Origin of the sequence: Streptomyces davaonensis JCM 4913 (assembly GCF_000349325.1) — a bacterium.
Lineage (GTDB): Bacteria > Actinomycetota > Actinomycetes > Streptomycetales > Streptomycetaceae > Streptomyces > Streptomyces davaonensis.
Genome location: NC_020504.1, coordinates 7,750,723 through 7,775,305, shown reverse-complemented (window position 1 = coordinate 7,775,305; position 24,583 = coordinate 7,750,723). Strand labels below are relative to the sequence as shown.

At 70.3% G+C, this 24,583-nt stretch carries 19 protein-coding genes; 10 read left to right on the top strand and 9 right to left on the bottom strand.

Annotated features, from left to right (window positions below):
- Nucleotides 1-102 precede the first annotated feature (102 nt).
- Nucleotides 103-1,053, top strand: a complete 951-nt coding sequence (locus BN159_RS34350; RefSeq protein ID WP_015661642.1) for a RecB family exonuclease — start codon at nt 103-105, stop codon at nt 1,051-1,053.
- Nucleotides 1,054-1,067: 14 nt separating this feature from the next.
- Nucleotides 1,068-1,739 (top strand): response regulator, encoded by a 672-nt coding sequence (locus BN159_RS34345; RefSeq protein ID WP_015661641.1) that lies wholly within the window; start codon nt 1,068-1,070, stop codon nt 1,737-1,739.
- Between the two features lie 60 nt (nt 1,740-1,799).
- Here BN159_RS34345 and BN159_RS34340 read toward each other — a convergent pair whose 3' ends face one another.
- From BN159_RS34340 to metH, 4 genes are all read right to left on the bottom strand, one after another.
- Nucleotides 1,800-3,386, bottom strand: a complete 1,587-nt coding sequence (locus BN159_RS34340; RefSeq protein WP_041820255.1) for an ABC transporter substrate-binding protein — start codon at nt 3,384-3,386, stop codon at nt 1,800-1,802.
- Between the two features lie 73 nt (nt 3,387-3,459).
- Entirely contained in the window at nt 3,460-5,064 is a 1,605-nt protein-coding gene (locus BN159_RS34335; protein WP_015661639.1) for an ABC transporter substrate-binding protein, read from the bottom strand.
- 458 nt (nt 5,065-5,522) lie between these two features.
- Entirely contained in the window at nt 5,523-6,227 is a 705-nt protein-coding gene (locus BN159_RS34330; RefSeq protein WP_015661638.1) for an HAD family hydrolase, read from the bottom strand.
- Nucleotides 6,228-6,438: 211 nt separating this feature from the next.
- A complete protein-coding gene (metH, locus tag BN159_RS34325) occupies nt 6,439-9,954 on the bottom strand; it encodes a methionine synthase (RefSeq protein ID WP_015661637.1) in 3,516 nt (1,171 codons plus the stop codon).
- Between the two features lie 286 nt (nt 9,955-10,240).
- Between metH and BN159_RS34320 the strand changes: the two genes are divergently transcribed.
- The 6 genes from BN159_RS34320 (at nt 10,241) to BN159_RS34295 (ending at nt 17,413) form a co-directional block, all read left to right on the top strand.
- Nucleotides 10,241-11,005: an IclR family transcriptional regulator gene (locus BN159_RS34320; RefSeq protein ID WP_041820252.1), complete on the top strand. Its 765-nt coding sequence runs from the start codon at nt 10,241-10,243 to the stop codon at nt 11,003-11,005.
- 337 nt (nt 11,006-11,342) lie between these two features.
- Entirely contained in the window at nt 11,343-12,143 is an 801-nt protein-coding gene (locus tag BN159_RS34315; RefSeq protein ID WP_015661635.1) for an MIP/aquaporin family protein, read from the top strand.
- Nucleotides 12,144-12,221: 78 nt separating this feature from the next.
- Nucleotides 12,222-13,766 carry a glycerol kinase GlpK gene (gene glpK, locus BN159_RS34310; protein ID WP_015661634.1) on the top strand — a complete coding sequence of 515 codons (1,545 nt, stop codon included), beginning with the start codon at nt 12,222-12,224 and terminating at the stop codon, nt 13,764-13,766.
- 77 nt (nt 13,767-13,843) lie between these two features.
- Complete coding sequence (locus BN159_RS34305) at nt 13,844-15,460, top strand: glycerol-3-phosphate dehydrogenase/oxidase (RefSeq protein WP_015661633.1); 1,617 nt, start codon at nt 13,844-13,846, stop codon at nt 15,458-15,460.
- A 164-nt stretch (nt 15,461-15,624) separates the two neighbouring features.
- On the top strand, nt 15,625-16,296 hold the full coding sequence (locus BN159_RS34300) for a FadR/GntR family transcriptional regulator (RefSeq protein WP_015661632.1): 672 nt from the start codon (nt 15,625-15,627) through the stop codon (nt 16,294-16,296).
- A gap of 142 nt (nt 16,297-16,438) precedes the next feature.
- Nucleotides 16,439-17,413, top strand: coding sequence for a PAC2 family protein (locus BN159_RS34295; protein ID WP_015661631.1), 975 nt, complete (start codon nt 16,439-16,441; stop codon nt 17,411-17,413).
- A gap of 57 nt (nt 17,414-17,470) precedes the next feature.
- Here BN159_RS34295 and BN159_RS34290 read toward each other — a convergent pair whose 3' ends face one another.
- Nucleotides 17,471-18,430 carry an SMP-30/gluconolactonase/LRE family protein gene (locus BN159_RS34290; RefSeq protein WP_015661630.1) on the bottom strand — a complete coding sequence of 320 codons (960 nt, stop codon included), beginning with the start codon at nt 18,428-18,430 and terminating at the stop codon, nt 17,471-17,473.
- Nucleotides 18,431-18,724: 294 nt separating this feature from the next.
- Here BN159_RS34290 and BN159_RS34285 point away from each other — a divergent pair, with 294 nt between their 5' ends.
- Entirely contained in the window at nt 18,725-20,440 is a 1,716-nt protein-coding gene (locus tag BN159_RS34285; RefSeq protein WP_015661629.1) for a S8 family peptidase, read from the top strand.
- Between the two features lie 53 nt (nt 20,441-20,493).
- Nucleotides 20,494-20,961: a hypothetical protein gene (locus BN159_RS34280; RefSeq protein ID WP_015661628.1), complete on the top strand. Its 468-nt coding sequence runs from the start codon at nt 20,494-20,496 to the stop codon at nt 20,959-20,961.
- A 63-nt stretch (nt 20,962-21,024) separates the two neighbouring features.
- On the opposite strand, the gene mshC is transcribed toward BN159_RS34280, so the two are convergent.
- The 4 genes from mshC to BN159_RS34260 all read right to left on the bottom strand — a co-directional run bounded on the left by mshC (nt 21,025) and on the right by BN159_RS34260 (nt 24,524).
- Complete coding sequence (mshC, locus tag BN159_RS34275; RefSeq protein WP_015661627.1) at nt 21,025-22,254, bottom strand: cysteine--1-D-myo-inosityl 2-amino-2-deoxy-alpha-D-glucopyranoside ligase; 1,230 nt, start codon at nt 22,252-22,254, stop codon at nt 21,025-21,027.
- A gap of 131 nt (nt 22,255-22,385) precedes the next feature.
- Nucleotides 22,386-23,204 carry an SCO1664 family protein gene (locus BN159_RS34270; protein ID WP_015661626.1) on the bottom strand — a complete coding sequence of 273 codons (819 nt, stop codon included), beginning with the start codon at nt 23,202-23,204 and terminating at the stop codon, nt 22,386-22,388.
- Nucleotides 23,168-23,758: a DUF3090 domain-containing protein gene (locus BN159_RS34265; RefSeq protein ID WP_015661625.1), complete on the bottom strand. Its 591-nt coding sequence runs from the start codon at nt 23,756-23,758 to the stop codon at nt 23,168-23,170. The genes BN159_RS34270 and BN159_RS34265 overlap by 37 nt, the downstream gene beginning before the upstream one ends.
- Nucleotides 23,759-23,837: 79 nt before the next feature.
- Nucleotides 23,838-24,524, bottom strand: a complete 687-nt coding sequence (locus BN159_RS34260) for a histidine phosphatase family protein (protein WP_015661624.1) — start codon at nt 24,522-24,524, stop codon at nt 23,838-23,840.
- Nucleotides 24,525-24,583: the final 59 nt, after the last annotated feature.

Here is a 24,583-nt window from a genome sequence, read left to right as displayed (position 1 = left end):
TCGATGGTATGCGGCCGTCGCGATGCGTTCCGCCCCGGCACCCCCTGTGTTCGCCCGCTGTCGGCGGGGTGACTGTCAGTGGCGGGCCGTAAGGTCTTGGGCATGGAGACGAGCACGGAGGACGTGGAGCCGTCGGTGGCGGCCGAGGGCGTGACGGCACAGGCGGCGGACGGGGCGGCGGCGACCCCTGTCGTGCCCACCGCCATACCGCCCGCCTCGCTGTCCCCCTCGCGTGCCGGTGACTTCATGCAGTGCCCGCTGCTGTACCGGTTCCGGGTGATCGACCGGCTGCCGGAGAAACCCAGCGAGGCGGCGACCCGGGGCACGCTGGTGCATGCCGTGCTGGAGCGGCTCTTCGACGCCCCGGCCGCAGAGCGGACCGCGCCCCGCGCCAAGTCCCTGATTCCGGGCCAGTGGGACCGGCTGCGCGAGTCCCGGCCTGAGATCCAGGAGCTGTTCGCCGACGATCCCGAGGGCGAACGGCTCGCGGGGTGGCTCACCCAGGCCGAGCAGTTGGTGGAGCGGTGGTTCACGCTGGAGGACCCGACCCGGCTGGAACCGGCCGAGCGCGAGCTGTTCGTCGAGGCCGAGCTGGACTCCGGGCTGCGGCTGCGCGGGATCATCGACCGGGTCGACGTGGCGCCCACGGGTGAGGTGCGGATCGTCGACTACAAGACGGGCAAGGCGCCCCGGCCCGAGTACGCCGAGGGCGCGCTGTTCCAGATGAAGTTCTACGCCCTGGTGGTCTGGCGGCTGAAGCAGGTGGTGCCGCGCCGCCTCCAGCTCGTCTACCTCGGCAGCGGTGACGTCCTGACCTACGACCCCGTCCTGGCGGACCTGGAGCGGGTCGAGCGCAAGCTGCTGGCGCTGTGGGAGGCGATCCGCACGGCAACCGAGACGGGCGACTGGCGGCCCCGCCCGACCAAGCTGTGCGGCTGGTGCGACCACCAGGCCCACTGCCCGGAATTCGGCGGCACTCCCCCGCCCTATCCGCTGCCGGTCAGGGCGCCGGAGTCGGCCGAAGGTGCGCAGGGCAGAATGGGGCCGGACTAGCGAAGGAGACTTACGTGGCCATCCGCGTCCTACTGGTCGACGACCAGCCGCTGCTGCGTACCGGCTTCCGGATGATCCTGGAGGCGGAGCAGGACATCGCGGTAGTGGGCGAGGCCGGAGACGGCCTCCAGGCTCTCGACCAGGTGCGGGCCCTCCAGCCCGATGTGGTTCTGATGGACATCCGCATGCCGCGGATGGACGGTGTGGAGGCGACCCGGCAGATCACCGGGCCCGGCCGGGACGGCCCGGCGAAGGTGCTGGTGCTGACCACCTTCGACCTCGACGAGTACGTGGTGGAGGCGCTGAAGGCGGGTGCCAGTGGCTTCCTGCTGAAGGACGCCCCAGCCAATGAACTGGTTCAGGCCATCCGTGTGGTGGCCGGTGGCGAGGCGATGCTCGCGCCCAGCATCACCCGCAGGCTGCTCGACAAGTACGCCACGCATCTGCCGTCCGGCGACGAGCCGGTCCCGGACACCCTGCACACCCTCACCGACCGCGAGGTGGAGGTGCTGAAGCTGGTGGCGCGCGGCCTGTCCAACGCGGAGATCGCCGCCGACCTGTTCGTCAGCGAGACCACCGTCAAGACGCATGTGGGCCATGTGCTGACCAAGCTGGGGCTGCGCGACCGGGTGCAGGCCGCGGTGTACGCGTACGAGAGCGGGCTGGTGCGCCCCGGCGCGCAGTAGGGACGTACGAGGGCGCCCGCTTCCCCGGAGGGAGGCGGGCGCCCTTTCGTCTGCGTCGGCTCAGCCCTTGCTGAGCTCCCAGAAGCGGAACACCGTCGAGGCGTCGAGGCAGTACTCCAGGCCGTAGACGTCGTCCCGGACGACCGCGTACTGCTTGGCCTGCCAGATCGGCAGGACGGGCAGCTCCTCGGCCACGATGTCCTGGAGCCGGCCGTAGTCGTCGTCCGTCGCGGTGCGGTCGCTCTGGGCGCCCGTGCGCGGGATCAGCGTGCCGGTGATGGAGTCGTTGCTGTAGTTGTTGCCCAGCACGTTGCCCTCGCCGAAGAAGGGCGAGGTGAAGTTGTCGGCGTCCGGGTAGTCCGGAATCCAGCCCTTCACGTACACGCCGTACTTGCCCTCGGCGATGTCCTGCTCGTACTGCTCGTAGTCGACCGACTTGACGTCGGCGTCGAACAGGCCGCTGTCGTTGAGCTGGCCGGCGATGGCCTTCAGCTCCTGGTCGGTGGCCGGGCCGTAGCGCGACGGGGTGGACCAGAGGGTCAGCTTCACCTTGTCGGTGATGCCGTCGGCCTGAAGCGCCGCCTCGGCCTTGGCCTTGGAGGGGCGGGCGCCGTAGGTGTCGAAGAAGGCGGTGTTGTGGCCGCCGATGCCCGCCGGGATGATCGAGTACAGGGGGGTCGCGGTGCCCTTGTAGACGTCCTCGATCAGGGCTTCGCGGTCGACGAGGTAGGCGATGGCCTTGCGGACGCCGAGCTGTCCGGCCACCGGGTCGTCCATGTTGAAGACCAGGTGCTGCACCTCGGCGCCGGTGCCGTCGACGATCTCGATGCCGGAGCTGGAGCTGTCGTCGGCCCGCTCGGTCTCGGCGATGTCGGCGGCGCTCAGACCTCGGTAGGCGATGTCCACCTCGCCCTCGAGCAGCGCGGTCTTCAGGGCGGCGCGGTCGCCGCTGAAGAACTTCATGGTCACGCCGGAGTTCTGGACATCGGCGGTGCCCTTGTAGTGCTCGTTGACGGAGAAGACGGCCTCGTCGTCGCCGAAGGAGTCCAGCTTGTAGGGGCCGGAGCCGACCGCTTTGCCGTCCTTGCGCAGACCGTTCGCGTCGTACTGGGTGTGGTCGACGATGGAGCCGGCGCCCGAGGCGATCTTGCTCGGGAAGGTGGCGTCCGCGGTGTTCAGCCGGAAGACGACCGTCTTCTCGTCCGGGGCCTCGACCTTGTCCAGCATGGGGAACATGATCGCGGGACCGGCGTCGTCGTTGATCTTCAGCATGCGGTCGAAGGAGAACTTCACGTCCTGCGAGGTGAGCGAGTCACCGTTGCTGAACTTGAGGCCGTCCTTCAGCGTGCACTTGTACACCGTGGTCCGGGTGTCGGTGAACGCGCAGGACTCGGCGGCGTCCGGCTCGGGGTCGGTGCCGCCCTTGGGGAAGCTGAGCAGGGACTGGAAGACGTTGTTGAACAACAGCCAAGAGCCCGGGTCGTAGCCGGACGCCGGGTCGGTGGCGAGGACGTCGTCGGACATCCCCACCACGACGGCGGATCCGTCGTTCGCGGAGCCGCCGGTCTCCGTGCCGCAGCCGGTCAGCAGGCCGGAGGCCAGCCCCGCCACTACGGGCAGGACCGGCCACTGGTTGCGCATGTTCACGTGCAGGTGCCTTGTCGTCGGTTTCGGTTGTCGTCGCGGGACGCCGTCCCCGGCGCCCCGGGCACGGGAGACGTCAGCCGCTCACGCCACGGCCGAGCTCCCACAGCTGAAGGGTGGAGGACGAGTTGAGCGCGTACGCGGTGCCCGTGACGTCGTCACGCGCGGCGACGTACTGCTTGCCCTGCCACAGCGGGATCACGGGGACGTCCTCGGCGACGATGTCCTGGATGTCGGTCAGGCTGCCGACGGCGGACTGCCGGTCGGCCTCGCGCCGGGACTCCGGGATCAGGGAGTTGCGGATCTCGCTGTTCGCGTACGGCGAGCCGAGGAAGTTGTCCTTGTCGAGGAAGGGCGCGAGGTAGTTGTCGGCGTCCGGGAAGTCGGGGAACCAGCCCATGCCGTAGACCTCGTACTCGCCCTTCTGCTCGGCGGGGCGGAACTCGTCCCAGGCGGTGCCCTTGGTGGTGACCTTGAACAGGCCGCTGGCGTTGAGCTGCTCCTTGAGCAGCTCGAACTCCTTCTCGGTGGCCGCACCGTAGTGGTCGGTGGTGTAGTGCAGGGTCAGGGTCACCGGGGTGGTGATGCCCGCCTTCTCCAGCACCGACCTGGCCTTGCCGACGCTGGGCTCGCCGTACTTGTTGAAGAACGCGTTGGAGTGGCCGGTCAGGCTGGCCGGGACCAGCGAGTACAGCGGCTCGGCCTGGGTGCCGTAGACCTTGGAGACGAGTTCACCGCGGTTGATGACCTGGGCCATCGCCTGGCGGACGGCCTTGCTCTTCACGGCGGGGGCGTCGGTGTTGAAGGCCAGGTAGCGGATCTCCAGGCCGGACATCTCGACGAGGTCGACCGCGCTGTCGGAGGCGGTGGACAGCCGCTGGATCTGCTCGGGCGTCATGGTGCGGGTCATCAGGTCGATGTCACCGTCGTCGATGGCGCTGCTCATGGCGTCGGCGTCGGCGAAGGAGCGCAGCTCGACCTTGCTGTTGTTCACCTCAAGAGCGCCCTGGTAGTTGGGGTTCTTGGTGAACACGGCCTTGACCAGCTTGTTGTCCGATGCCTCGGCCTGGAAGGTGTACGGGCCCGAGCCGTTGATCTCGAAGCCGTCGCGCAGCTCGTCCTTGGCGTAGGCGTCCGGGTCGACGATGCCGGCGACCGGCGTGGACAGCTTGTACGGGAAGGTGGCGTCGGCGGTCTTCAGATGGAAGATGACCTCGCGCTCGCCCTTGGTCTCGACGGTGTCGACGGTGGACAGCAGGCCGAACACGCCGCTGGCGGCCTTGATCTTGAGGGCGCGGTCGATGGAGTACTTCACATCGGCCGCGGTGACGGCGTCGCCGTTGGCGAACTTCAGGCCCTCGCGCAGAGTGCAGGAGTAGCGCTCGTTGCCGGTGTCGGTGAATCCACAGCTCTCGGCGGCCTCGGGGACCGGCTCGCCCTGCCCGCGCGGCTGGACCATCAGGGTCTGCACGGTCTGGCGCAGGATGTTCCAGGTGCCGACGTCGTAGGCCGACGCCGGGTCCAGCGGGGCCGGATCGTCCTTGGTGGTCGTGAACTCGTCCGTGGTACCGACGACGATCGCGTCCCCACCGTCACTGCCGCCGTCGGCACTGCCACAAGCGGCGAGAACCGGGGCGAGCAGACCGATGACGGCCGGCAGCACCAAAGTCTTGCGGTTCATGGGCGAGTTTCTCCAGAGCTGTCACGTCCGTGTATCCGGCATGCATGGGTGTCGCAGCGGATCACGGGGGTAGGGGTTGATGTTCTCGCGATGAGATTAGTCGGCGTCCGCAGGGCGCTTCGCGGCCACCGGAGTTGAGCCCCCATCACGCAGCGAAACCGGGCGTGGACACACCGAAAAACCGACACGGGAAGGATTAGTGCAGCGTCTCCCCAATCGGGACACAAGGGCACGCAGTTGGCGTCCGAAACGGGGTGAACAGCACATGGCGCGCAGCCTGTCGAGACCGCCCAAGGTGGCGAACGTCACATATGAATCGAGGCCCGACGGTCGGCGGAATTCAGCCGTCCGCCGGGCCCGAATTCCCGGGCGCGCACCCTGTTCTTGTGTCCGGCGCGCCCTGTTGGAATTCCCCTGTATCGCGGTTGCACGCTCGGTGAACGGCTAGCGCATTTCCGTCATCGGACCGCGTCCGTCATCAGACCGCGCAGAAATGTCAGGTCCACCTCTTCCAGCGAGCCGACCACGGTCCGCCGGTGGGCCGGGGCGATGGTGGCCACCGAGGGCACGGCGACCACATGGCAGCCGGCCGCCTCGGCCGCCGCCACACCGGTCGCGGTGTCCTCGACCACCGCGCACCTGGCCGGATCCACGCCGAGTCCGGCCGCGGCGGTCAGATACGGGTCGGGGTACGGCTTGGTGCGCGGCACCTCGTCACCGGCCACCGTCAGCGCGAAGTGCTGCGGGCCCAGCGAGGTCAGGACGCGGTCGATGATGCGCCGGTGCGAGGCGGAGACGAGGGCGGTGGGGATCTCGTACTCGGCGAGCTCCGCCAGCAGCCGGGCGGCGCCCGGCATCAGCGGCAGGGCCTGCCCGATGCGCTCCTCGAACCCCTGGTTGAGGAGCACGCTGAGTTCGGCGAGGGTGACGTCGGCGCCGGTGGCCTCGATCAGGAACCCCGCGCTGCGGCTCATGGGACCGCCGACCACGACATGGCGCCAGGAGTCGTCGAGGGCGTGGCCGAGGCCGGCGAAGATCTCGACCTCGACGTCCCACCAGAACCCCTCGGTGTCCACCAGGGTTCCGTCCATGTCGAGGAGTACGGCCTGGAGGGCTGAGCCTTCTGCCGTACGGGTTACGGGCGCGGGGACCGTGCTGGTCATCCGGGCGCACCTCCTTGAGGGACGATCAGGCCGGTTCCCACATGGGGAACCGGCCTGCAGTGGACCGACCAGTGTACGTCGTGCGGCGCTGCGATGCCCTGTTTAACCGATGTGGCCCGGGGAACACCGGAGACCTGGTCGAGGGGCCGCTTTGACCTGCGTCAAAGCCTGGGCTTGACCTGCGTCAAAGGCTCACGACCGGCCCGCCGCCTCAGCGCGCGTTGAAGTACTTCGCCTCCGGGTGGTGGATCACGATGGCGTCCGTGGACTGCTCGGGGTGCAGCTGAAACTCCTCGGACAGGTGGACGCCGATGCGCTCGGGCTGGAGCAGCTCGGCGATCTTGGCGCGGTCCTCCAGGTCGGGGCAGGCGCCGTAGCCGAGCGAGAAGCGGGCGCCCCGGTACTTCAGGGCGAACATGTCCTCGACGTCGGTGGGGTCCTCGCCGGCGAAGCCCAGCTCCGAACGGACGCGCGCGTGCCAGTACTCGGCGAGCGCCTCCGCCAACTGCACGGACAGACCGTGCAGTTCCAGGTAGTCGCGGTAGGAGTTGGCCTCGAAGAGCTTCGCCGTCTCCTCGCCGATGCGGGAGCCGACGGTGACGACCTGGAGGCCGACGACATCGGTCTCGCCGGACTCCTCCGGGCGGAAGAAGTCGGCCAGGCACAGCCGGCGGCCGCGGCGCTGGCGGGGGAAGGTGAAGCGGGTGCGCTCGTTGCCCTGCTCGTCCAGGATGATCAGGTCGTCGTCCTTGGACACACAGGGGAAGTAGCCGTGGACGACGGCCGCTTCGAGGAGGTTCTCCGTCTGGAGCCGGTCCAGCAGCCCGCGCAGTCGCGGGCGGCCCTCGGTCTCCACCAGCTCCTCGTAGGTGGGCCCGTCGCCGGTGCGGGCCTGCTTCAGCCCCCACTGGCCCTTGAACAGGGCGCCCTCGTCCAGCCAGGAGGCGTACTCCTTGAGCTGGATGCCCTTGATGACGCGGGTGCCGAAGAAGGGCGGGGTGGGCACGGGGTTGTCGGTGGCGACGTCGGAGCGGACGTGGCCCTCCTCCGGGCGTTCCTCGACCGCCACTTGCGCCGCGGCCCGGACCCGGCGCTGCTTCAGCTCGGGCAACTGCGCTCCGGGCACGCCCCGCTTGACGCCGATGAGGGCGTCCATCAGGCGCAGGCCCTCGAACGCGTCGCGGGCGTAGCGGACTTCGCCCTCGTACAGCTCGTGCAGGTCCTGCTCGACGTAGGCCCGGGTGAGGGCGGCGCCGCCGAGGATGACGGGGTAATCCGTCGCGAGGCCGCGCTGGTTGAGCTCCTCCAGGTTCTCCTTCATGATCACCGTGGACTTGACCAGGAGCCCGGACATGCCGATGACATCGGCCTTGTGCTCCTCGGCGGCGTCCAGGATCGCGGAGACCGGCTGCTTGATGCCGAGGTTGACGACGTTGTAGCCGTTGTTGGACAGGATGATGTCGACGAGGTTCTTGCCGATGTCGTGGACGTCGCCGCGCACCGTGGCCAGCACGATGGTGCCCTTGCCCTCGGCGTCGGACTTCTCCATGTGCGGTTCGAGGTGGGCGACGGCGGCCTTCATCACCTCGGCGGACTGGAGGACGAACGGCAGCTGCATCTGGCCGGAGCCGAACAGCTCGCCGACCACCTTCATGCCGTCCAGGAGTGTCTCGTTGACGATGTCGAGGGCGGGCCGGGACTTGAGGGCCTCGTCGAGGTCGGCCTCCAGGCCGTTGCGCTCGCCGTCGATGATGCGGCGCTTGAGGCGCTCCTCCAGCGGCAGCGCGGCCAGCTCCTCGGCCTTGCCCGCCTTCAGCGACTTCGCGGTGGCGCCCTCGAACAGGGCCATCAGCTTCTGGAGCGGGTCGTAGCCCTCGGCGCGGCGGTCGTGGATGAGGTCGAGGGCCGTCTGCACCTCCTCCTCGCTGAAGCGGGCGATCGGCAGGATCTTGGAGGCGTGCACGATCGCCGAGTCCAGGCCCGCCTTGACGCACTCGTCGAGGAAGACGGAGTTCAGCAGGATGCGGGCGGCCGGGTTGAGGCCGAAGGAGATGTTGGACAGACCGAGGGTGGTCTGGACGTCCGGGTGGCGGCGCTTGAGCTCGCGGATCGCCTCGATGGTGGCGATGCCGTCCTTGCGGGACTCCTCCTGACCGGTACAGATCGTGAAGGTCAGGGTGTCGATGAGGATGTCGGACTCGTGGATGCCCCAGTTACCGGTCAGGTCGTCGATCAGCCGCTCGGCGATCTCGACCTTCTTCTCCGGGGTACGGGCCTGGCCCTCCTCGTCGATGGTCAGCGCGATCAGGGCTGCGCCGTGCTCCTGGGCGAGCTGGGTGACCTTGGCGAACCGGGACTCGGGGCCGTCGCCGTCCTCGTAGTTCACGGAGTTGATCACCGCGCGTCCGCCGAGCTTCTCCAGGCCCGCCCGGATGACGTCGACCTCGGTGGAGTCCAGCACGATCGGCAGGGTGGAGGCGGTGGCGAAGCGGCCGGCCAGCTCCTCCATGTCGGCGACGCCGTCGCGGCCGACGTAGTCCACGCACAGGTCGAGCATGTGCGCGCCCTCGCGGATCTGCTCGCGGGCCATCTCGACGCAGTCGTCCCAGCGGGCCTGAAGCATGGCCTCGCGGAACTTCTTGGAGCCGTTGGCGTTGGTCCGCTCGCCGATCGCCAGGTAGGAGGTGTCCTGGCGGAAGGGGACCGTCTGGTAGAGGGAGGCGGCGCCGGGCTCGGGGCGGGGGTCGCGCTCGACGGGGGTGACATCGCGGACCCGCTCGACCAGTTGACGCAGATGCTCGGGCGTGGTGCCGCAGCAGCCGCCGACCAGGGAGAGGCCGTAGTCGCGGACGAAGGTCTCGTGGGCGTCGGCCAGCTCCGGCGCTGTCAGCGGGTAGCTGGCGCCGTCCTTGCCGAGGACCGGGAGGCCCGCGTTCGGCATGCAGGACAGCGGGATGCGGGAGTGCCGGGCGAGATAGCGCAGGTGCTCGCTCATCTCCGCGGGGCCGGTCGCGCAGTTCATGCCGATCATGTCGATGCCGAGCGGCTCCAGCGCGGTGAGCGCGGCGCCGATCTCGGAGCCGAGCAGCATGGTGCCGGTGGTCTCGACGGTGACGGAGACGATGATCGGCAGGTCGAGGCCGGACAGCTGCCGGGCGCGCTGGGCGCCGATGACGGCCGCCTTCGTCTGGAGCAGGTCCTGGGTGGTCTCCACGATCAGCGCGTCGGCGCCGCCGGTGATCAGGCCCTCGGCGTTCTGCTGGAAGGCGTCCCGGATCGTGGTGTAGCCGATGTGCCCGAGCGTGGGCAGCTTGGTGCCGGGGCCGATGGAGCCGAGGACCCAGCGCTGCCGGCCGTCGCGGGCGGCGAAGGCGTCGGCCGTCTCGCGGGCGATACGGGCGCCCGCCTCGGACAGCTCGAAGACGCGCTCGGGGATGTCGTACTCGGCCATCGCCGCATAGTTGGCGCCGAAGGTGTTGGTCTCGACGCAGTCCACGCCGGCGTCGAAGTACGCCTCATGGACGGAGCGGACGATGTCGGGCCGGGTCAGGTTCAGGATCTCGTTGCAGCCCTCGAGGTTCTCGAAGTCCTCGAGAGTGGGGTCCTGGGCCTGGAGCATGGTGCCCATGGCTCCGTCGGCGACCACCACCCGGGTGGCGAGCGCCTCGCGGAGTGCGGACACACGGGTCCGGCTGTCGGCGGAAGGGGTCTGTGGCAACGAGGCCATGTAAGGGCTCCCTGAGGTGCGACGGCTGTCGGCTTTGCGCCCTTGCGATTCGGTTCCGCGGTGGGCGCACGCCGCCAGCGTAGCCGGGACCGGGACCTGATGGTCAGGGCGTCCACGGGACGGACGAGGATGACGGGCGGGTCGCCTGCGGGATACGAGTGACGCAACAGATCCCGGCCGGGCATTGGCGATTGGTCGGCATGGACCGGTAGTGTTCGACATTGCCGAACAACGGCAGAGACATCGTCGAGGTCGACGGTCGATGGGGACGGAGGGCAGGACGGCGATGGCACGGAACATCCAGTCGCTCGAACGGGCGGCCGCGATGCTGCGGCTGCTCGCGGGTGGCGAGCGTCGGCTCGGCCTGTCGGACATCGCGTCCTCGCTGGGGCTCGCCAAGGGCACGGCCCACGGCATATTGCGCACGCTCCAGCAGGAGGGGTTCGTCGAACAGGACGAGGCCTCCGGGCGCTATCAGCTGGGCGCGGAGCTGCTGCGCCTGGGCACCACCTATCTGGACGTGCACGAGCTGCGGGCGCGCGCCCTGGTCTGGACCGACGACCTGGCCCGCTCCAGCGGGGAGAGCGTGTACCTGGGGGTCCTGCACCAGCAGGGCGTCCTGATCGTGCACCACGTCTTCCGGCCGGACGACAGCCGTCAAGTCCTGGAGATAGGGGCGATGCAGCCGCTGCACTCCACCGGTCTCGGCAAGGTGCTGTCGGCGTACGACCCGGTCGCGCACAGCGAGGTACTGGAGGCCGACCGCAAGGCCTTCACCGACCGGACCGTGTGCGAGCTGGAGGACTTCGAGCACATCCTGGACATCACCCGCGCGCGTGGTTACGCGGCCGATGTCGAGGAGACCTGGGAGGGCGTCGCCTCCGTCGCCGCCCCCATCCACGACCGGCGCCGGATGCCGGTAGGCGCGGTGGGCGTCACGGGCGCCGTGGAGCGCCTGTGCCAGGACGGCGAGGTACGCCCCGAGGTGATCGCCGCCGTACGGGACTGCGCCCGCGCGGTGTCACGGGATCTGGGCGCCGGGCGCTTCTGACAACAGGGCACACGAGCACCGGAACGCCACACGGCGTTCCGGACTTCGCCATACCCTGATACGGACAAATACGGAAGATCACACACAGATCCCCTCCGTCGATCCATAACACAAGGCGATCAATAACGATCGCGTTTTCGATAACAGAACCCTTGACGCACACCTCAAGCCGGAGCAAGACTCCCGTCCATCGGTCGGCATTGTCGAACACCTACCGGCAATACGCGCTAGAGTGTGACAACGCCAAGGGCCGGCACTGCTCTCACCCCCGAGGGCGCGAACCACCGGTGGGACCCGGGGTTCGGCTTCCCCTGGACGAATGACAAAGGAGTCGCGGGTGTCCAGCTCCGACATCTTCCTCGGCGAGACCATCGGTACCGCCATACTCATCCTGCTCGGCGGCGGCGTCTGCGCCGCTGTCACGCTGAAGGCCTCCAAGGCCCGCAACGCCGGCTGGCTCGCCATCACCTTCGGGTGGGGCTTCGCAGTGCTCACGGCGGTCTACACCTCGGCGCCGCTGTCCGGCGCCCACCTGAACCCGGCCGTGACGCTCGCGCTCGCGATCAAGGACAACGGCATCGAGTGGAGCGACGTCCCCACCTACTTCGGTGGACAGCTGCTCGGCGCCATGATCGGTGCGGCCCTGGTCTGGATCGCCTACTACGGCCAGTTCCACGCCCACCTCACCGACAAGGAGATCGTGGGCGGCCCGGGTGCCCAGGCCACCAAGGTCAAGGCCGTGGAGGCCCAGGAGAAGGGCGCGGGCCCGGTCCTCGGCATCTTCTCCACCGGTCCGGAGATCCGCGTCGCCTGGCAGAACGTGGCCACTGAGGTCATCGGCACGATCGTGCTGGTGCTCGCCGTCCTCACGCAGGGCCTGAACGCCGCGGGCGACGGCCTCGGCATCCTGGGCGGACTCGTCACCGCGCTCGTGGTGGTCGGTATCGGCCTCTCCCTCGGCGGCCCGACCGGGTACGCGATCAACCCGGCCCGTGACCTCGGTCCGCGCATCGTGCACGCCCTCCTGCCCCTGCCCAACAAGGGCGGTTCCGACTGGGGCTACGCCTGGGTCCCGGTGATCGGCCCGCTGCTCGGCGCGGCGATCGCCGCAGGCATCTACAACGTCGCTTTCGTCTAAACCCGGTAGAGCAACCGGCTTTCGCTCGAAGCACCAGTAGACAAGTCCACCTCACCCATGGAACTTCAGGAGCACACTGTGACCGACGCCCACACCGCCGGCCCCTTCATCGCCGCCATCGACCAGGGCACCACCTCGTCGCGCTGCATCGTCTTCGACCGCGACGGCCGGATCGTCTCCGTCGACCAGAAGGAGCACGAGCAGATCTTCCCCAAGCCGGGCTGGGTCGAGCACAACGCCAACGAGATCTGGACCAACGTCCAGGAAGTCGTCGCCGGAGCCATCCAGAAGGCGGGCATCACCCGCGACGACATCAAGGCCATCGGCATCACCAACCAGCGCGAGACCACCGTGCTGTGGGACAAGAACACCGGTGAGCCCGTCCACAACGCCCTCGTCTGGCAGGACACCCGTACCGACTCGCTCTGCAAGGAGCTCGGCCGCAACGTCGGCCAGGACCGTTTCCGCCGGGAGACGGGCCTGCCGCTCGCGTCCTACTTCTCCGGTCCGAAGGCCCGCTGGCTGCTCGACAACGTCGAGGGCCTGCGGGAGCGCGCCGAGGCCGGCGACATCCTCTTCGGCACCATGGACACCTGGGTCATCTGGAACCTGACCGGCGGCGTCAACGGCGGCAAGCACGTCACCGACGTCACCAACGCCTCCCGCACCATGCTGATGAACCTCCACACCATGGAGTGGGACGAGAAGATCGCCGAGTCCATCGGCGTCCCGCTGGCGATCCTCCCGGAGATCCGCTCCTCCGCCGAGGTCTACGGCGAGGTCACGGGCGGCAAGCTGGGCGACCTGCTCGGCGGCATTCCGGTCGCCTCGGCACTCGGCGACCAGCAGGCGGCCCTGTTCGGCCAGACCTGCTTCTCCGAGGGCGAGACCAAGTCCACGTACGGCACCGGCACCTTCATGGTGATGAACACCGGTGACAAGATCATCAACTCCTACGCGGGCCTGCTGACCACGGTCGGCTACAAGATCGGCGAGCAGCCGACCGTGTACGCGCTGGAGGGCTCGATCGCCGTCACCGGCTCGCTGGTGCAGTGGATGCGCGACCAGATGGGCCTGATCTCCACCGCGGCCGAGATCGAGACGCTCGCGCTCTCGGTCGAGGACAACGGCGGCGCGTACTTCGTGCCGGCCTTCTCCGGCCTGTTCGCCCCGCACTGGCGTTCCGACGCCCGCGGTGTGATCGCCGGTCTGACCCGGTACGTCACCAAGGCGCACCTGGCGCGCGCCGTCCTGGAGGCGACCGCCTGGCAGACCCGGGAGATCGCCGACGCCATGGTCAAGGACTCCGGCGACGAGCTGGTGGCCCTGAAGGTCGACGGCGGCATGACCTCCAACAACCTCCTGATGCAGACGCTCTCGGACGTCCTGGATGCACCCGTGGTGCGCCCGATGGTCGCCGAGACCACCTGCCTCGGTGCCGCCTACGCCGCCGGCCTCGCCGTCGGCTTCTGGTCCAGCACGGACGAACTGCGCGCCAACTGGCGCCGGGCCGCCGAGTGGACCCCCCACATGGACGCGGAGACCCGCGACCGCGAGTACAAGAACTGGCTCAAGGCCGTCGAGCGGACCATGGGCTGGATCGACGACGAGGACGAGCACTGACGAGAGCCGCGGGGAGCTCAGCGCCGAGCTCCCCGGCGTGCTCTGCCACACGCTCTGATGAGGAGTAAGAACCCGAAATGACCAGTCAGACCACCCTGAAGTCCGTGCCTGCCCTCGGCACGCGCCCGGCCTCCGGCTCCAACCCGAGCCGCGCCGAGACCCGGGAGCAGCTCTCCAAGGCGTCGTTCGACCTTCTCGTGATCGGCGGCGGCATCCTGGGCATCTCCACCGCCTGGCACGCCGCGCAGTCCGGCCTCAGGGTGGCTCTGGTCGACGCCGGCGACTTCGCCGGCGCCACCTCCTCCGCCTCCTCCAAGCTCCTCCACGGCGGGCTGCGCTACCTGCAGACCGGCGCGGTGAAGCTGGTGGCGGAGAACCACTTCGAGCGCCGTGCGGTCTCCCGCCAGGTGGCCCCCCACCTGGCGAACCCGCTCACCTTCTACCTGCCGGTGTACAAGGGCGGACCGCACGGCGCGGCGAAGCTCGGCGCGGGCGTCTTCGCCTACTCCGCGCTCTCCGCGTTCGGTGACGGCGTCGGCCACCTCCTGTCCCCCGCCAAGGCGGCGCAGGACGTACCCGAGCTGCGTACCGACAACCTCAAGGCCGTGGCCGTGTACGGCGACGACCAGATGAACGACGCCCGGATGGCGCTGATGACGGTCCGCGCGGCCGTCGAGGCGGGTGCGGCCGTACTGAACCACGCCGAGGTCACCGGCCTGCGCTTCACCAAGGGCCGGGTGACCGGCGCCGAGCTGCGCGACCGGGTCACCGGCGACGAGTTCGGCGTCACCGCCCGCCTGGTGCTCAACGCGACCGGGCCGTGGGTGGACCACCTGCGCAAGATGGAGGACCCCAATGCCGCGCCGTCGATCCGGCTGTCGAAGGGCGCGCATCTGGTCCTGAAGCGGACCGCGCCCTGGAAGGCCGCGCTGGCCACGCCGATCGACAAGTACCGCATCACCTTCGCCCTGCCGTGGGAGGACATGCTGCTGCTCGGCACCACCGACGAGGAGTTCGAGGGTGACCCGGCGGACGTGTCCGTCAACGACAAGGACATAACCCAGATCCTGGACGAGGCCGCGTTCTCCATCCGCGACCAGCAGCTGTCCCGGGATCTGATCACCTACTCCTTCGCGGGCCTTCGGGTGCTCCCTGGCGGTCCCGGCGACACCGCGAAGGCCAAGCGCGAGACGGTCGTCACCGAGGGCCGCGGCGGCATGCTGTCGGTCGCGGGCGGCAAGTGGACCACCTTCCGGCACATCGGCCGTACGGTCATGCAGAAGCTGGAGTCGCTGCCGGGCCACCCGCTGGGCGACGACTTCGAGCCGATCAAGTCGCTGCCGAAGAAGCTCCCGCTGCCGGGTGTCGCCAACCCGCGCGCGGTCGCGCACCGCCTCCTGGTGGACCGTCCGGCGCCCGGCCCCCGCATGGGCGCCGACACCGCCAAGCACCTGGCCACCCACTACGGCTCGCTGGCCTTCGACATCGCCCGCCTGGCCAACGACAACCCCGAGCTCGCCGAGCGCGTCCACCCCGACGCCCCGGAGATCTGGGCCCAGGTCGTCTACGCCCGCGACAACGAGTGGGCCGAGACGGCGGACGACGTGCTGCGCCGCCGTACGACGCTGACGATCCGCGGCCTGGCCACGGACGACGTCCGCGCCAAGGTCCAGGACCTGCTCGACAAGAAGTAGACCTCGGTCCCGGCCCCGACACCTGGCGGGGCCGGTGGACCGGGACGGCCCTCTCCCCTGGGGCCGGCACGCGATCGGGGCGGCTCCCTGCCGACGGAGCCGCCCCGTTCGGCTGCCCGCATAATGTGCTCAGACCTCGGATGTCTGAACGCGCAGGAGGCCCTATGGCAGTCACCGACGAGGCGATCGAGAAGATCAAGGGCATGATCGTCTCCGGTGCGCTGGGCCCCGGCGACCGGCTCCCCAAGGAGAGCGAACTCGCCGCCGAACTGGGCCTGTCCCGCAACTCCCTGCGCGAGGCGGTGCGCGCGCTGTCGCTGATCCGGATCCTGGACGTGCGCCAGGGCGACGGCACCTATGTGACCAGCCTCGATCCGCAACTGCTGCTGGAGGCCATGAGTTTCGTCGTGGACTTCCACCGCGACGACACCGTGCTGGAGTTCCTCGCGGTACGGCGCATCCTGGAGCCGGCCGCCACCGCCATGGCGGCAGCGAACCTCGACGAGCGGCAACTGGACGAGCTGTCCGAGCAGTTGGACCGGCTCGGCGCGGCGCCCTCGGTGGAGGAGCTCGTCGCCGCCGATCTCCGGTTCCACCGGACCATCGTGCGGGCCTCGGGCAACTCGGTGCTGTGCTCGCTGCTGGACGGTCTGTCGGGGCCCACCACGCGGGCCCGGATCTGGCGCGGGTTGACCCAGGAGGACGCGGTCAGCCGCACCCTGCACGAGCACCGCGCGATCCTCGCCGCCCTGCGCGAGGGGGACGCCGAGGCGGCGCGCGCCTGGGCGACCGTGCACATCGCGAGCGTCGAACAGTGGTTGCGCGCCACGTTGTGAGGACCACCCGACGGGGGGTGTTCGGGGGTGGCGATCGGGGCAGTGATCCGTTCACTCCCCCGTGCAAGGGGGCTGCGGGCGCCCCCGTCGCACGCCGTAAGGTTGGGTCGTCAGGCGAGGGCACGTCGGAAGGAGGCGCTGGGTGATCGAGCTGGAGGGAGTTCCCGAGCTGATCGACCCAGTCATGGTGGCCGCGTTCGAGGGCTGGAACGATGCCGGCGACGCCGCCTCCACCGCGGTCGCTCATCTGGACCGGGAGTGGAAGGGCGAGGTGTTCGCGGCGCTGGACGCCGAGGACTACTACGACTTCCAGGTCAACCGCCCCACGGTGTGGATGGACGCGGGAGTGCGGAAGATCACGTGGCCCACGACCCGGCTGTCCGTGGTCCGGGTCGGCGGCGAGAAGCCGCGCGATCTCGTGCTGGTCCGGGGTATCGAGCCGTCCATGCGCTGGCGCTCGTTCTGCAACGAGCTGCTCGGCTTCGCGCACGAACTGGGCGTGGAGCTGGTGGTCATCCTGGGCGCCCTGCTCGGCGACACTCCGCACACGCGTCCGGTCCCGATCTCCGGGACCACCTCGGACCCCGATCTGGCCCGCCGGATGGACCTGGAGGAGACCAAGTACGAGGGCCCCACGGGCATCGTCGGTGTCCTTCAGGAGGCGTGCACGCACGCGGGCGTGCCGGCCGTCAGCCTCTGGGCCGCGGTGCCGCACTACGTGTCGCAGCCGCCGAACCCGAAGGCGACGCTGGCGCTGCTGAACCGTCTCGAGGACCTGATCGACGTGCGCATCCCGCTGGGCGAGCTGCCCGAGGACGCGCGCGCCTGGCAGGTCGGCGTGGATCAACTGGCCGCCGAGGACACCGAGGTCGCCGAATACGTGCAGACGCTGGAGGAAGCCCGCGACACCGCCGAGCTGCCGGAGGCGTCCGGCGAGGCCATCGCCCGGGAGTTCGAGCGGTATCTGCGGCGCCGGGACGGCGGCCCGTCGGCGGGCGGACACGCCACGGCGGACGGCGGTGAGGGCACCTATCTGCGGGACAACCCGAGCGGTCGGGCGCGCCCGCCGAAGCCTCCGAAGCCGAACCCCGAGGACGACGAGTCGTCGGAGGACTGAGGCTCCGGGATCGATCGGCCGAAGGGCGGTGCGCCGGGTGCGCACCGCCCTTCGCCGTCACTTGGGCACGGAGACGATCGCGTACGTCGTCTCGGGCGTCGGAGTCGTCGTGAACCGCGCGTTGGGCAGATACAGCCGCCCCCGGAACGCGGCCACCGTCGTCGGCACGTCGAAGGCAGGGTCGGTGATCCGGCGCCGGAAGACCCCGCTGCGGCCGTCGGCGGCCAGGGTGAAGACGTCGACGGCGTTCTGCCGGTTCTGCACGACGTACAGCGTCCGCCCGGTCACCAGCAGACCGTCGCCGTTGGTGAGGGGGGCCGCGTCGCCGAGGTCGACGCGGGCGGTGACGCCGGTGCGCGGGTCGACCCGGTGCAGGGTGCCGACCCCGGACTGCACCACGAGCAGGGCCGAGCCGTCGGGGGTGCGGGTGATGCCGTTGGCGTTCACGACTTCGCCGGGCGCCTGGCTCCAGTCGCCGCCGAGGGTGATCCGTACGACGTCGTCCGGGTCCGGCAACTGGCCGTGCCGGCCGAGCGGGAGGGCGTACAGGACCGGCTGGTAGGAGTCGGTGAACCAGGCCGCGCGCGGGGTCAGGAAGACGTCGTTGGCGAAGGTGGGCGTGGTGGTGGAAAGGACGTAGGAGGCGAGGATCTCGCCGCTGCGGGCGTCCACCACGCGGGCGCCCTCGCCGCGGCCGGCCACGAACAGCCGTCCCCGGTCGTCGAGTTTGAGGCCGACCGAGGGCGTGCCGGGTCCGGCCGAGACGATCTTGCCGGTGCCGGTGCGCAGGTCGACGCGGTAGAGGGAGCCGTCGCCCAGCGAGCCGAGGTAGGCGTACGGGCCGCCGCCGATCGTGATGCCCTCCGGGCGGAAGCCGTTCGGCAGTGGGATCACGGCCGGGCCGGCGGCAGCGTGTGCGGGCGCGCCGACGAGCGCGGCACCGGTGGCCGCGGCGCCGACGGTGAGCAGTCCGCGGCGGCTGAGGGGATGTGCGAAGGAACCGTGTGTGGGAGCCACGGGGAGCCCTTCCACGAAAGGGACCGGCAGTTGAACCGGTCCAGCGGTCAACTGACCGCTCCACCCCATCACATGGGCCGCGCCCACCACAGCACGCGACAGTCGTTTGACAGCGCCTCGACAGCATCCGGCCGGATTATGGCGTGACATCTGTTTCCGGCCGGATTGCACACGTTGCCCAATTCAACTTGTTTTCAAACCGAGTTGACGAAAACAGCCTTTACGGGTCGCCGCCGGAGTGCTTGGTTGTCCCCTGAAGGCGACACCCGCGCTGACCGAAGGGAGCGGTACCCGATGACCGATCAGGTACAGCCGCAGGGCCCGGGAGCGTCCGGACCGGGTCCCGACGGAGCGGGATTCACCTATCGAGGAGCGGAGCGGGAACTGATCGTCGTCGCCCGCCCGGAGGCCAGGCTGCGGGCCGGGGCAAAGGGCGTACGGTCGGCGGCGGGCGCCGATGTCTCGGCGCTGAACATGTTCCTCGACGACGAACAGCTGGCCCTGGAGCCGCTGTTCGGCAGTGAGGAGCGCGTGCAGCAGTCCCCGTCCGCGGATCCGGAGAACGACCTCGCGGTCTTCTACCGGGTGCGTGGCGGGGAGGGCCGCGCGGCGGAACTGCGCTCGCGCATCGCCGCGCTGCCGGGCGTGGACACGGCGTATGTGAAACCTGGCGCCGTGCCCGCGACCCTGCACAGCGAGGAGGACCGCAGGCTGAAGGAAGGCGCGGCCGTCACCCCCGACTTCGGCAGCCGCCAGGGCTATCTGCGGCCCGCGCCCGAGGGCATCGACGCCCACTGGGCCTGGCAGCGGCCCGGCGGGACCGGTCAGGGTGTGACGGTGATCGACGTCGAGGGCGCCTGGCAGCTCGGCCACGAGGATCTGGCCGCCCGGCTGGCCGGGGTCGTCGTCGGCACCCCGGTCGACGATCTCGCCTGGCGCAACCACGGCACCGCCGTGATCGGCGTGATCGGCGGCGAGCGCAATCAGTACGGCGTCCAGGGCGCCGCGCCGGACGCGGTGACCGCGGCCGCGTCCTTCCAGGGCGTCGGCACCGCGGCCGCGATCCACGCGGCGGCGGAGCGGCTCGCGCCCGGCGACATCGTGCTGGTCGAACTCCACCGGCCGGGACCGCGGTTCGAGTACGCCGAGCGCGACGACCAGCGTGGCTACCTCCCCCTGGAGTGGTGGCCGGACGACTTCGCGGCCGTGCGGCACGCCACCGCCAAGGGCGTGTTGGTGGTGGCGGCCGCGGGCAACGGCGCCGAGTCGCTGGACGATGCGGTCTACGAGCGCCGCCCGGACGAGTTCCCGCGCGGGTGGCGCAACCCGTTCAACCCGTCCAACCCGTCCTCCGGTGCCGTCCTGGTCGGCGCGGGCGCCCCGCCGCCCGGCACGCACGGCCGGGACCACGGCCCGGACCGGTCGAGGCTGGCGTTCTCCAACTACGGCTCGCGCGTGGACGCGCAGGGCTGGGGGCACGAGGTCACGACCACCGGCGGCTTCTGGGACCGGCCCGGGGATCTCCAGGGCGGGCCCGAGGAGATCGCCTGGTACACCGACACGTTCTCGGGGACCTCCGCCGCCGCACCGGTGGTGGTCGGCGCGCTGGCCGCGCTCCAGGGCATGCTCAGGGCGGCCGGTCAGGCCCCGATGGCCGCCGAACGCGCCCGCGCGGTGCTGCGGGCGAGCGGTTCCCCGCAACAGGACGCGCCGGGCCGGCCCGCCTCGCAGCGGATCGGCTCCCGGCCCGACATCAGGGCGGCGGTGCCCCAACTGCTGCCGCACGCGGTCGGCTCGGGCCGGGCCGAACGGTACTGGGACGAACTCCTGCCGTACCCGCGTGAACTCCCGCCGAGGCTCCGGCTGTACGTGGCCGGTGCCTGGCGGAACCTGAACCGTCCGTCCCCCGAGCTCCGCCAGGCGGTGCACACCGCGTTTGCGGGGGGACGGCCCGACGTCCGGGTGTGGTTCTCGGACGACGAGATCGTCGGCCTGGTGATCACCGGCTGACAACCGTTCCATGACAGCGCAAACCCATGACAGCAAGGGAAGGTGACACCCGTATGAGCACCACCCCGCAAATGGGTCAGATGGCACAGCAGTACCCGAGCACCTCGCCGTACCAGCAGCAGTTCGGCTCGCTGGAACAGCTCCAGCAGCTCGGCCAGCAGCAGCCGTACCAGCAGCTGTTGCAGCAGATGACACCCCAACAGGACCAGCAGGCGCAGCAGGCCGAGCAGCAGCTCCAGCAGATCTCGCTGGCCGCCGTGCAGCAGCTCGTCCAGCAGGTGCAGGCACAGGCGCTCGCCGCCGGTGTGGCGAACGGCTTCATCGACTTCGTCCACCCGGTGCAGGGGCAGCCGCACCAGATCTTCCTGCGCATCAACGGCCAGTTCCGGGTCCTGAACAGCCCGACGCCGCAGATCCAGCAGCAGATCCAGCAGGCGTTCGCCTTCGGCCACCAGGTCGTCGGCGTCTGGGACACCCAGTCGCCGAACGTCCTGCGGAGCGTGCGGATCCAACGCCTGTGACGGGCACCTGAAATGACGGAGGCGCTTCCCCCGCGCTCGGGGGGAAGCGCCTCTTTCCGTGTCCTACAGAGCCACGCCCAGCAGCGCGTCCACCGCGCGCGACACGACGCCGGGGGCGCTCTCGTCGGTGCCGCCGCGCTCCTGCTGGAGCGCCGCCCAGCGGTCGACCGCGGCGAGCGCGGCCGGGGCGTCGAGGTCGTTGGCGAGGGCCTCGCGGATCTCCTCGACCAGCGCCTCCGCTCCCGGGCCGTCGGGCCGGGAGACGGCCGCGCGCCAGCGGGCCAGGCGCGCCTCGGCGTCCCGGAGCACCTGGTCGGTCCACTCCCAGTCGGCCCGGTAGTGGTGGGCGAGGAGCGCGAGCCGGATGGCGGCCGGGTCGACGCCGTCCCGGCGCAGCGCGGAGACGAAGACGAGGTTGCCCTTGGACTTGGACATCTTCTCGCCGTGCAGGGCGACCATGCCCGCGTGGACGTAGGCCTTGGCCATGGGGAACTCGCCGGTGAGCACCTGGGCGTGCGAGGCGCCCATCTCGTGGTGCGGGAAGGCGAGGTCGGAGCCGCCGCCCTGGACGTCGAAGGTCATGCCGAGGTGGTCCAGGGCGATGGCCACGCACTCGATGTGCCAGCCGGGGCGGCCCCGGCCGAGCGAGGCGCCGTCCCAGCTCGGCTCGCCCTCGCGGGCGGCCATCCACAGCATCGGGTCGAGCGGGTTCTTCTTGCCCGGACGGTCCGGGTCGCCGCCGCGCTCGGCGGACAGCAGCCGCATCGCGGCGGCGTCGAGGCCGGAGACCTTGCCGAAGTCGGGGTCGGCCTCGACGGAGAAGTAGATGTCGCCGTCGAGTTCGTAGGCGGCGCCCGCCTCACGCAGGCGTTCGACGAGCGGCACGATGCCGGGTATCGCCTCGACGGCGCCGATGTAGTGCTGCGGGGGCAGCATGCGCAGGGCGGTCATGTCCTCGCGGAAGAGGGCGGTCTCCTTCTCGGCGAGGGCCACCCAGTCGACGCCGTCGCGCTCGGCCCGCTCCAGCAGCGGATCGTCGACGTCGGTGACGTTCTGGACGTAGTGAACCTGCCGCTTGGTGTCGAGCCACACGCGCTGCACGAGGTCGAACGCGTTGTAGGTCGCCGCGTGACCCATGTGGGTCGCGTCGTACGGGGTGATGCCGCAGACGTAGATACGGGCGACGGGACCGGGCTCGAGGGTGACGAGTCCACCGGTCGCGGTGTCGTGGATCCGGAGGTCGCGGCCCTTGCCGGGCAGGGCGGGGACCTCAGAAGCGGGCCAGGCATACATGTCATGAGCGTAACCGGACCGGCGTTCCATATACGAACCGGATCGGGCCGGATGGCCGGTAAGGCGCTCTTGCGCCCCACCGGCCCGTATGCAGTACGGCTCGTATGCGGTGCGGCTCGTATGCGGTACGGCTACACCGGCGGCCAGGGGATCGCGGGCCACTCCCCGCTCGGCTCGGGGTGGACGCCGGAGGCGAGCATCGCCTCGACACGCGCGCGTGTGGCGTCGATCTCGGCCTCGGTGATCAGCGGGGTGAGAGTGGCCGTGAGCGCCCCGCGGGGCTCCAGTGCCGCCTTCAGGCCCTTGAGGACGTCGACCGCCTCCCCGGTGAGGGCCTCGCCCGCCCAGCCCCACAGCAGGGTGCGCAGCTTGTTCTCGACGTTGAAGGTGACCCCGTGATCGATGCCGTAGAGCCGCTCCTCGGCGGCGGGCAGCAGATGACCGCCCTTGCGGTCGGCGTTGTTGATCACGGCGTCCAGGACGGCGAGCCGGCGCAGCCGCTCGTCGTCGGCGTGCACCAGCAGGGCGGTGCGCCCCTCGCCGACCTCGGCGAACCCGACGGCCTTCCAGCCCGGCCCGGGCTCCTCCGAGTCCACCAGCGCGAGCAGCTCACCGCCGGGCACGAGGTCGATCCACAGCTGGCACATGCCCTCGCCGTACGGACCGTTCCGCAGCACGGTGGGCGGTACGAGCCCCCAGCCGGTCGCCTCGGAGACCGCGAACGCGGCGACCTCCCGCTGGGCGAGATTGCCGTCGGGGAAGTCCCACAGCGGGCGCTCGCCGGCGATCGGCTTGTAGACGCAGGACGCCTCCTGGTCCGCACGGGACACCGTGCAGAACAGGGCCGCGTTGGAGGCCTCGCGGATCCGGCCGCGGACGGTGAGCTCGCCCTCGGTGAGCAGATTCAGCGGGGTCACGCTCCGCGGCGGTATCCGTTCTGGCGCGGACATACGTGTCCCTCCGGGTCCAGGGGCAGGCTGCACAGCGGGCACGGCGGCCGCCCGGCGTTGACGACGTCCAGGGCGCGCTTGGCGAAGGCGCGGGCCTGCGCGCCGGTGAGTCTGACCCGCAGCATCGGGGGGCCGTTCTCCTCGTCCTGGAGCAGCCGCTCCTCGGCCTCGGCGAGGTCCTCGTCGGACTCCGCCTCCAGCTCGACCAGCGCCTGCGCCTCGACGATCATGCGCTGTTCCTCGCCGTCCCAGGCCAGCGCCATGGTGCCGACCCGGAACTCCTCCTCGATCGGGGTGTCGAGGGGGGCGGTGTCGGAGACCTCGTTGGGTGCCATGGCGGGCACCGAGGCGCTGCCGCCACTGCGTCGGACGACCTCGTCGAGGAGTTCGTCCATGCGCTCGGCGAGCGCGGCCACCTGCGTCTTCTCCAGGGCCACGCTGGTCACCCGGGAGCCGGCGGACGCCTGGAGGAAGAACGTACGGCGTCCGGGCAGTCCGACCGTGCCGGCCACGAAACGCTCCGGCGGGTCGTAGAGGAACACCTGACGGGACACGTCCTGTCTCCATGGGAATCGTGAACGGACTCGGGATCGGGCCGCTACCGCGACCGCTTCACCCTACTGCGCCCGGCGATCACGGTGCGCCCGCACCGCCCCCGACCGGGGCGTCGCCGGCCGGCGGTTCCGCACGGGGCGCCAGGGAGGCGAAGTCCCCGGTGTCACCGAGGCGGAGGAGAAACGGCCGCAGTCGTGTGTAGCGGATCGCGGTGATGGAACACGGTTCGACAGCGATCCGCTGGAAGAGGTCCAGATGAAGTCCGAGTGCCTCCGCGACCAGGGACTTGATGATGTCGCCGTGCGAGCACATCAGATACACGGCGTCGGCGCCGTGCTCGCGCTCCACGCGCGCGTTCCACTCGCGTACGGCCTCGGCGGCGCGGGTCTGCATCGCCCGCATCGATTCGCCGCCGGGGAACGCGGCCGCCGAGGGGTGTGCCTGGACGATCTCCATCAGCGGTTCGTCCTTGAGCTCGGCGAGCTTGCGGCCCGACCAGTCGCCGTAGTCGCACTCCCCGATCCGCTCCTCGGTGTGCGCCCGCAGTCCGGGCCGGGCGTCGAGGAGCGGCCGTACGGTCTCCTCGCAGCGCTGAAGGGGGCTGGTGACGACCTCGGAGATCGGCAGCCCGGCGAGGCGTGCGGGCAGGGCGGCGGCCTGCGCGGCGCCGCGTTCGTCGAGGGCGACGCCGGGCGTCCATCCGGCGAGCAGTCCCTCGGTGTTGGCGGTGGAACGTCCGTGCCGGACCAGGATGAGGGTGGGCATGCGGCCCAGGGTAGGCGCACCTCGGGGTGCGTCGGCCGGGAGCAGGCGGGAGAATACGC

Bases quoted from the DNA above. Each gene is read 5' to 3' on its own strand.
- BN159_RS34320 (WP_041820252.1), top strand. From the start codon at position 10,241: ATGGCACGGAACATCCAGTCGCTCGAACGGGCGGCCGCGATGCTGCGG.
- metH (WP_015661637.1), bottom strand. From the start codon at position 9,954: ATGGCCTCGTTGCCACAGACCCCTTCCGCCGACAGCCGGACCCGTGTG.
- BN159_RS34260 (WP_015661624.1), bottom strand. From the start codon at position 24,524: ATGCCCACCCTCATCCTGGTCCGGCACGGACGTTCCACCGCCAACACC.
- BN159_RS34305 (WP_015661633.1), top strand. From the start codon at position 13,844: ATGACCAGTCAGACCACCCTGAAGTCCGTGCCTGCCCTCGGCACGCGC.
- BN159_RS34335 (WP_015661639.1), bottom strand. From the start codon at position 5,064: ATGAACCGCAAGACTTTGGTGCTGCCGGCCGTCATCGGTCTGCTCGCC.
- BN159_RS34350 (WP_015661642.1), top strand. From the start codon at position 103: ATGGAGACGAGCACGGAGGACGTGGAGCCGTCGGTGGCGGCCGAGGGC.
- BN159_RS34270 (WP_015661626.1), bottom strand. From the start codon at position 23,204: ATGTCCGCGCCAGAACGGATACCGCCGCGGAGCGTGACCCCGCTGAAT.
- BN159_RS34285 (WP_015661629.1), top strand. From the start codon at position 18,725: ATGACCGATCAGGTACAGCCGCAGGGCCCGGGAGCGTCCGGACCGGGT.
- BN159_RS34280 (WP_015661628.1), top strand. From the start codon at position 20,494: ATGAGCACCACCCCGCAAATGGGTCAGATGGCACAGCAGTACCCGAGC.
- BN159_RS34330 (WP_015661638.1), bottom strand. From the start codon at position 6,227: ATGACCAGCACGGTCCCCGCGCCCGTAACCCGTACGGCAGAAGGCTCA.
- mshC (WP_015661627.1), bottom strand. From the start codon at position 22,254: ATGTATGCCTGGCCCGCTTCTGAGGTCCCCGCCCTGCCCGGCAAGGGC.
- BN159_RS34300 (WP_015661632.1), top strand. From the start codon at position 15,625: ATGGCAGTCACCGACGAGGCGATCGAGAAGATCAAGGGCATGATCGTC.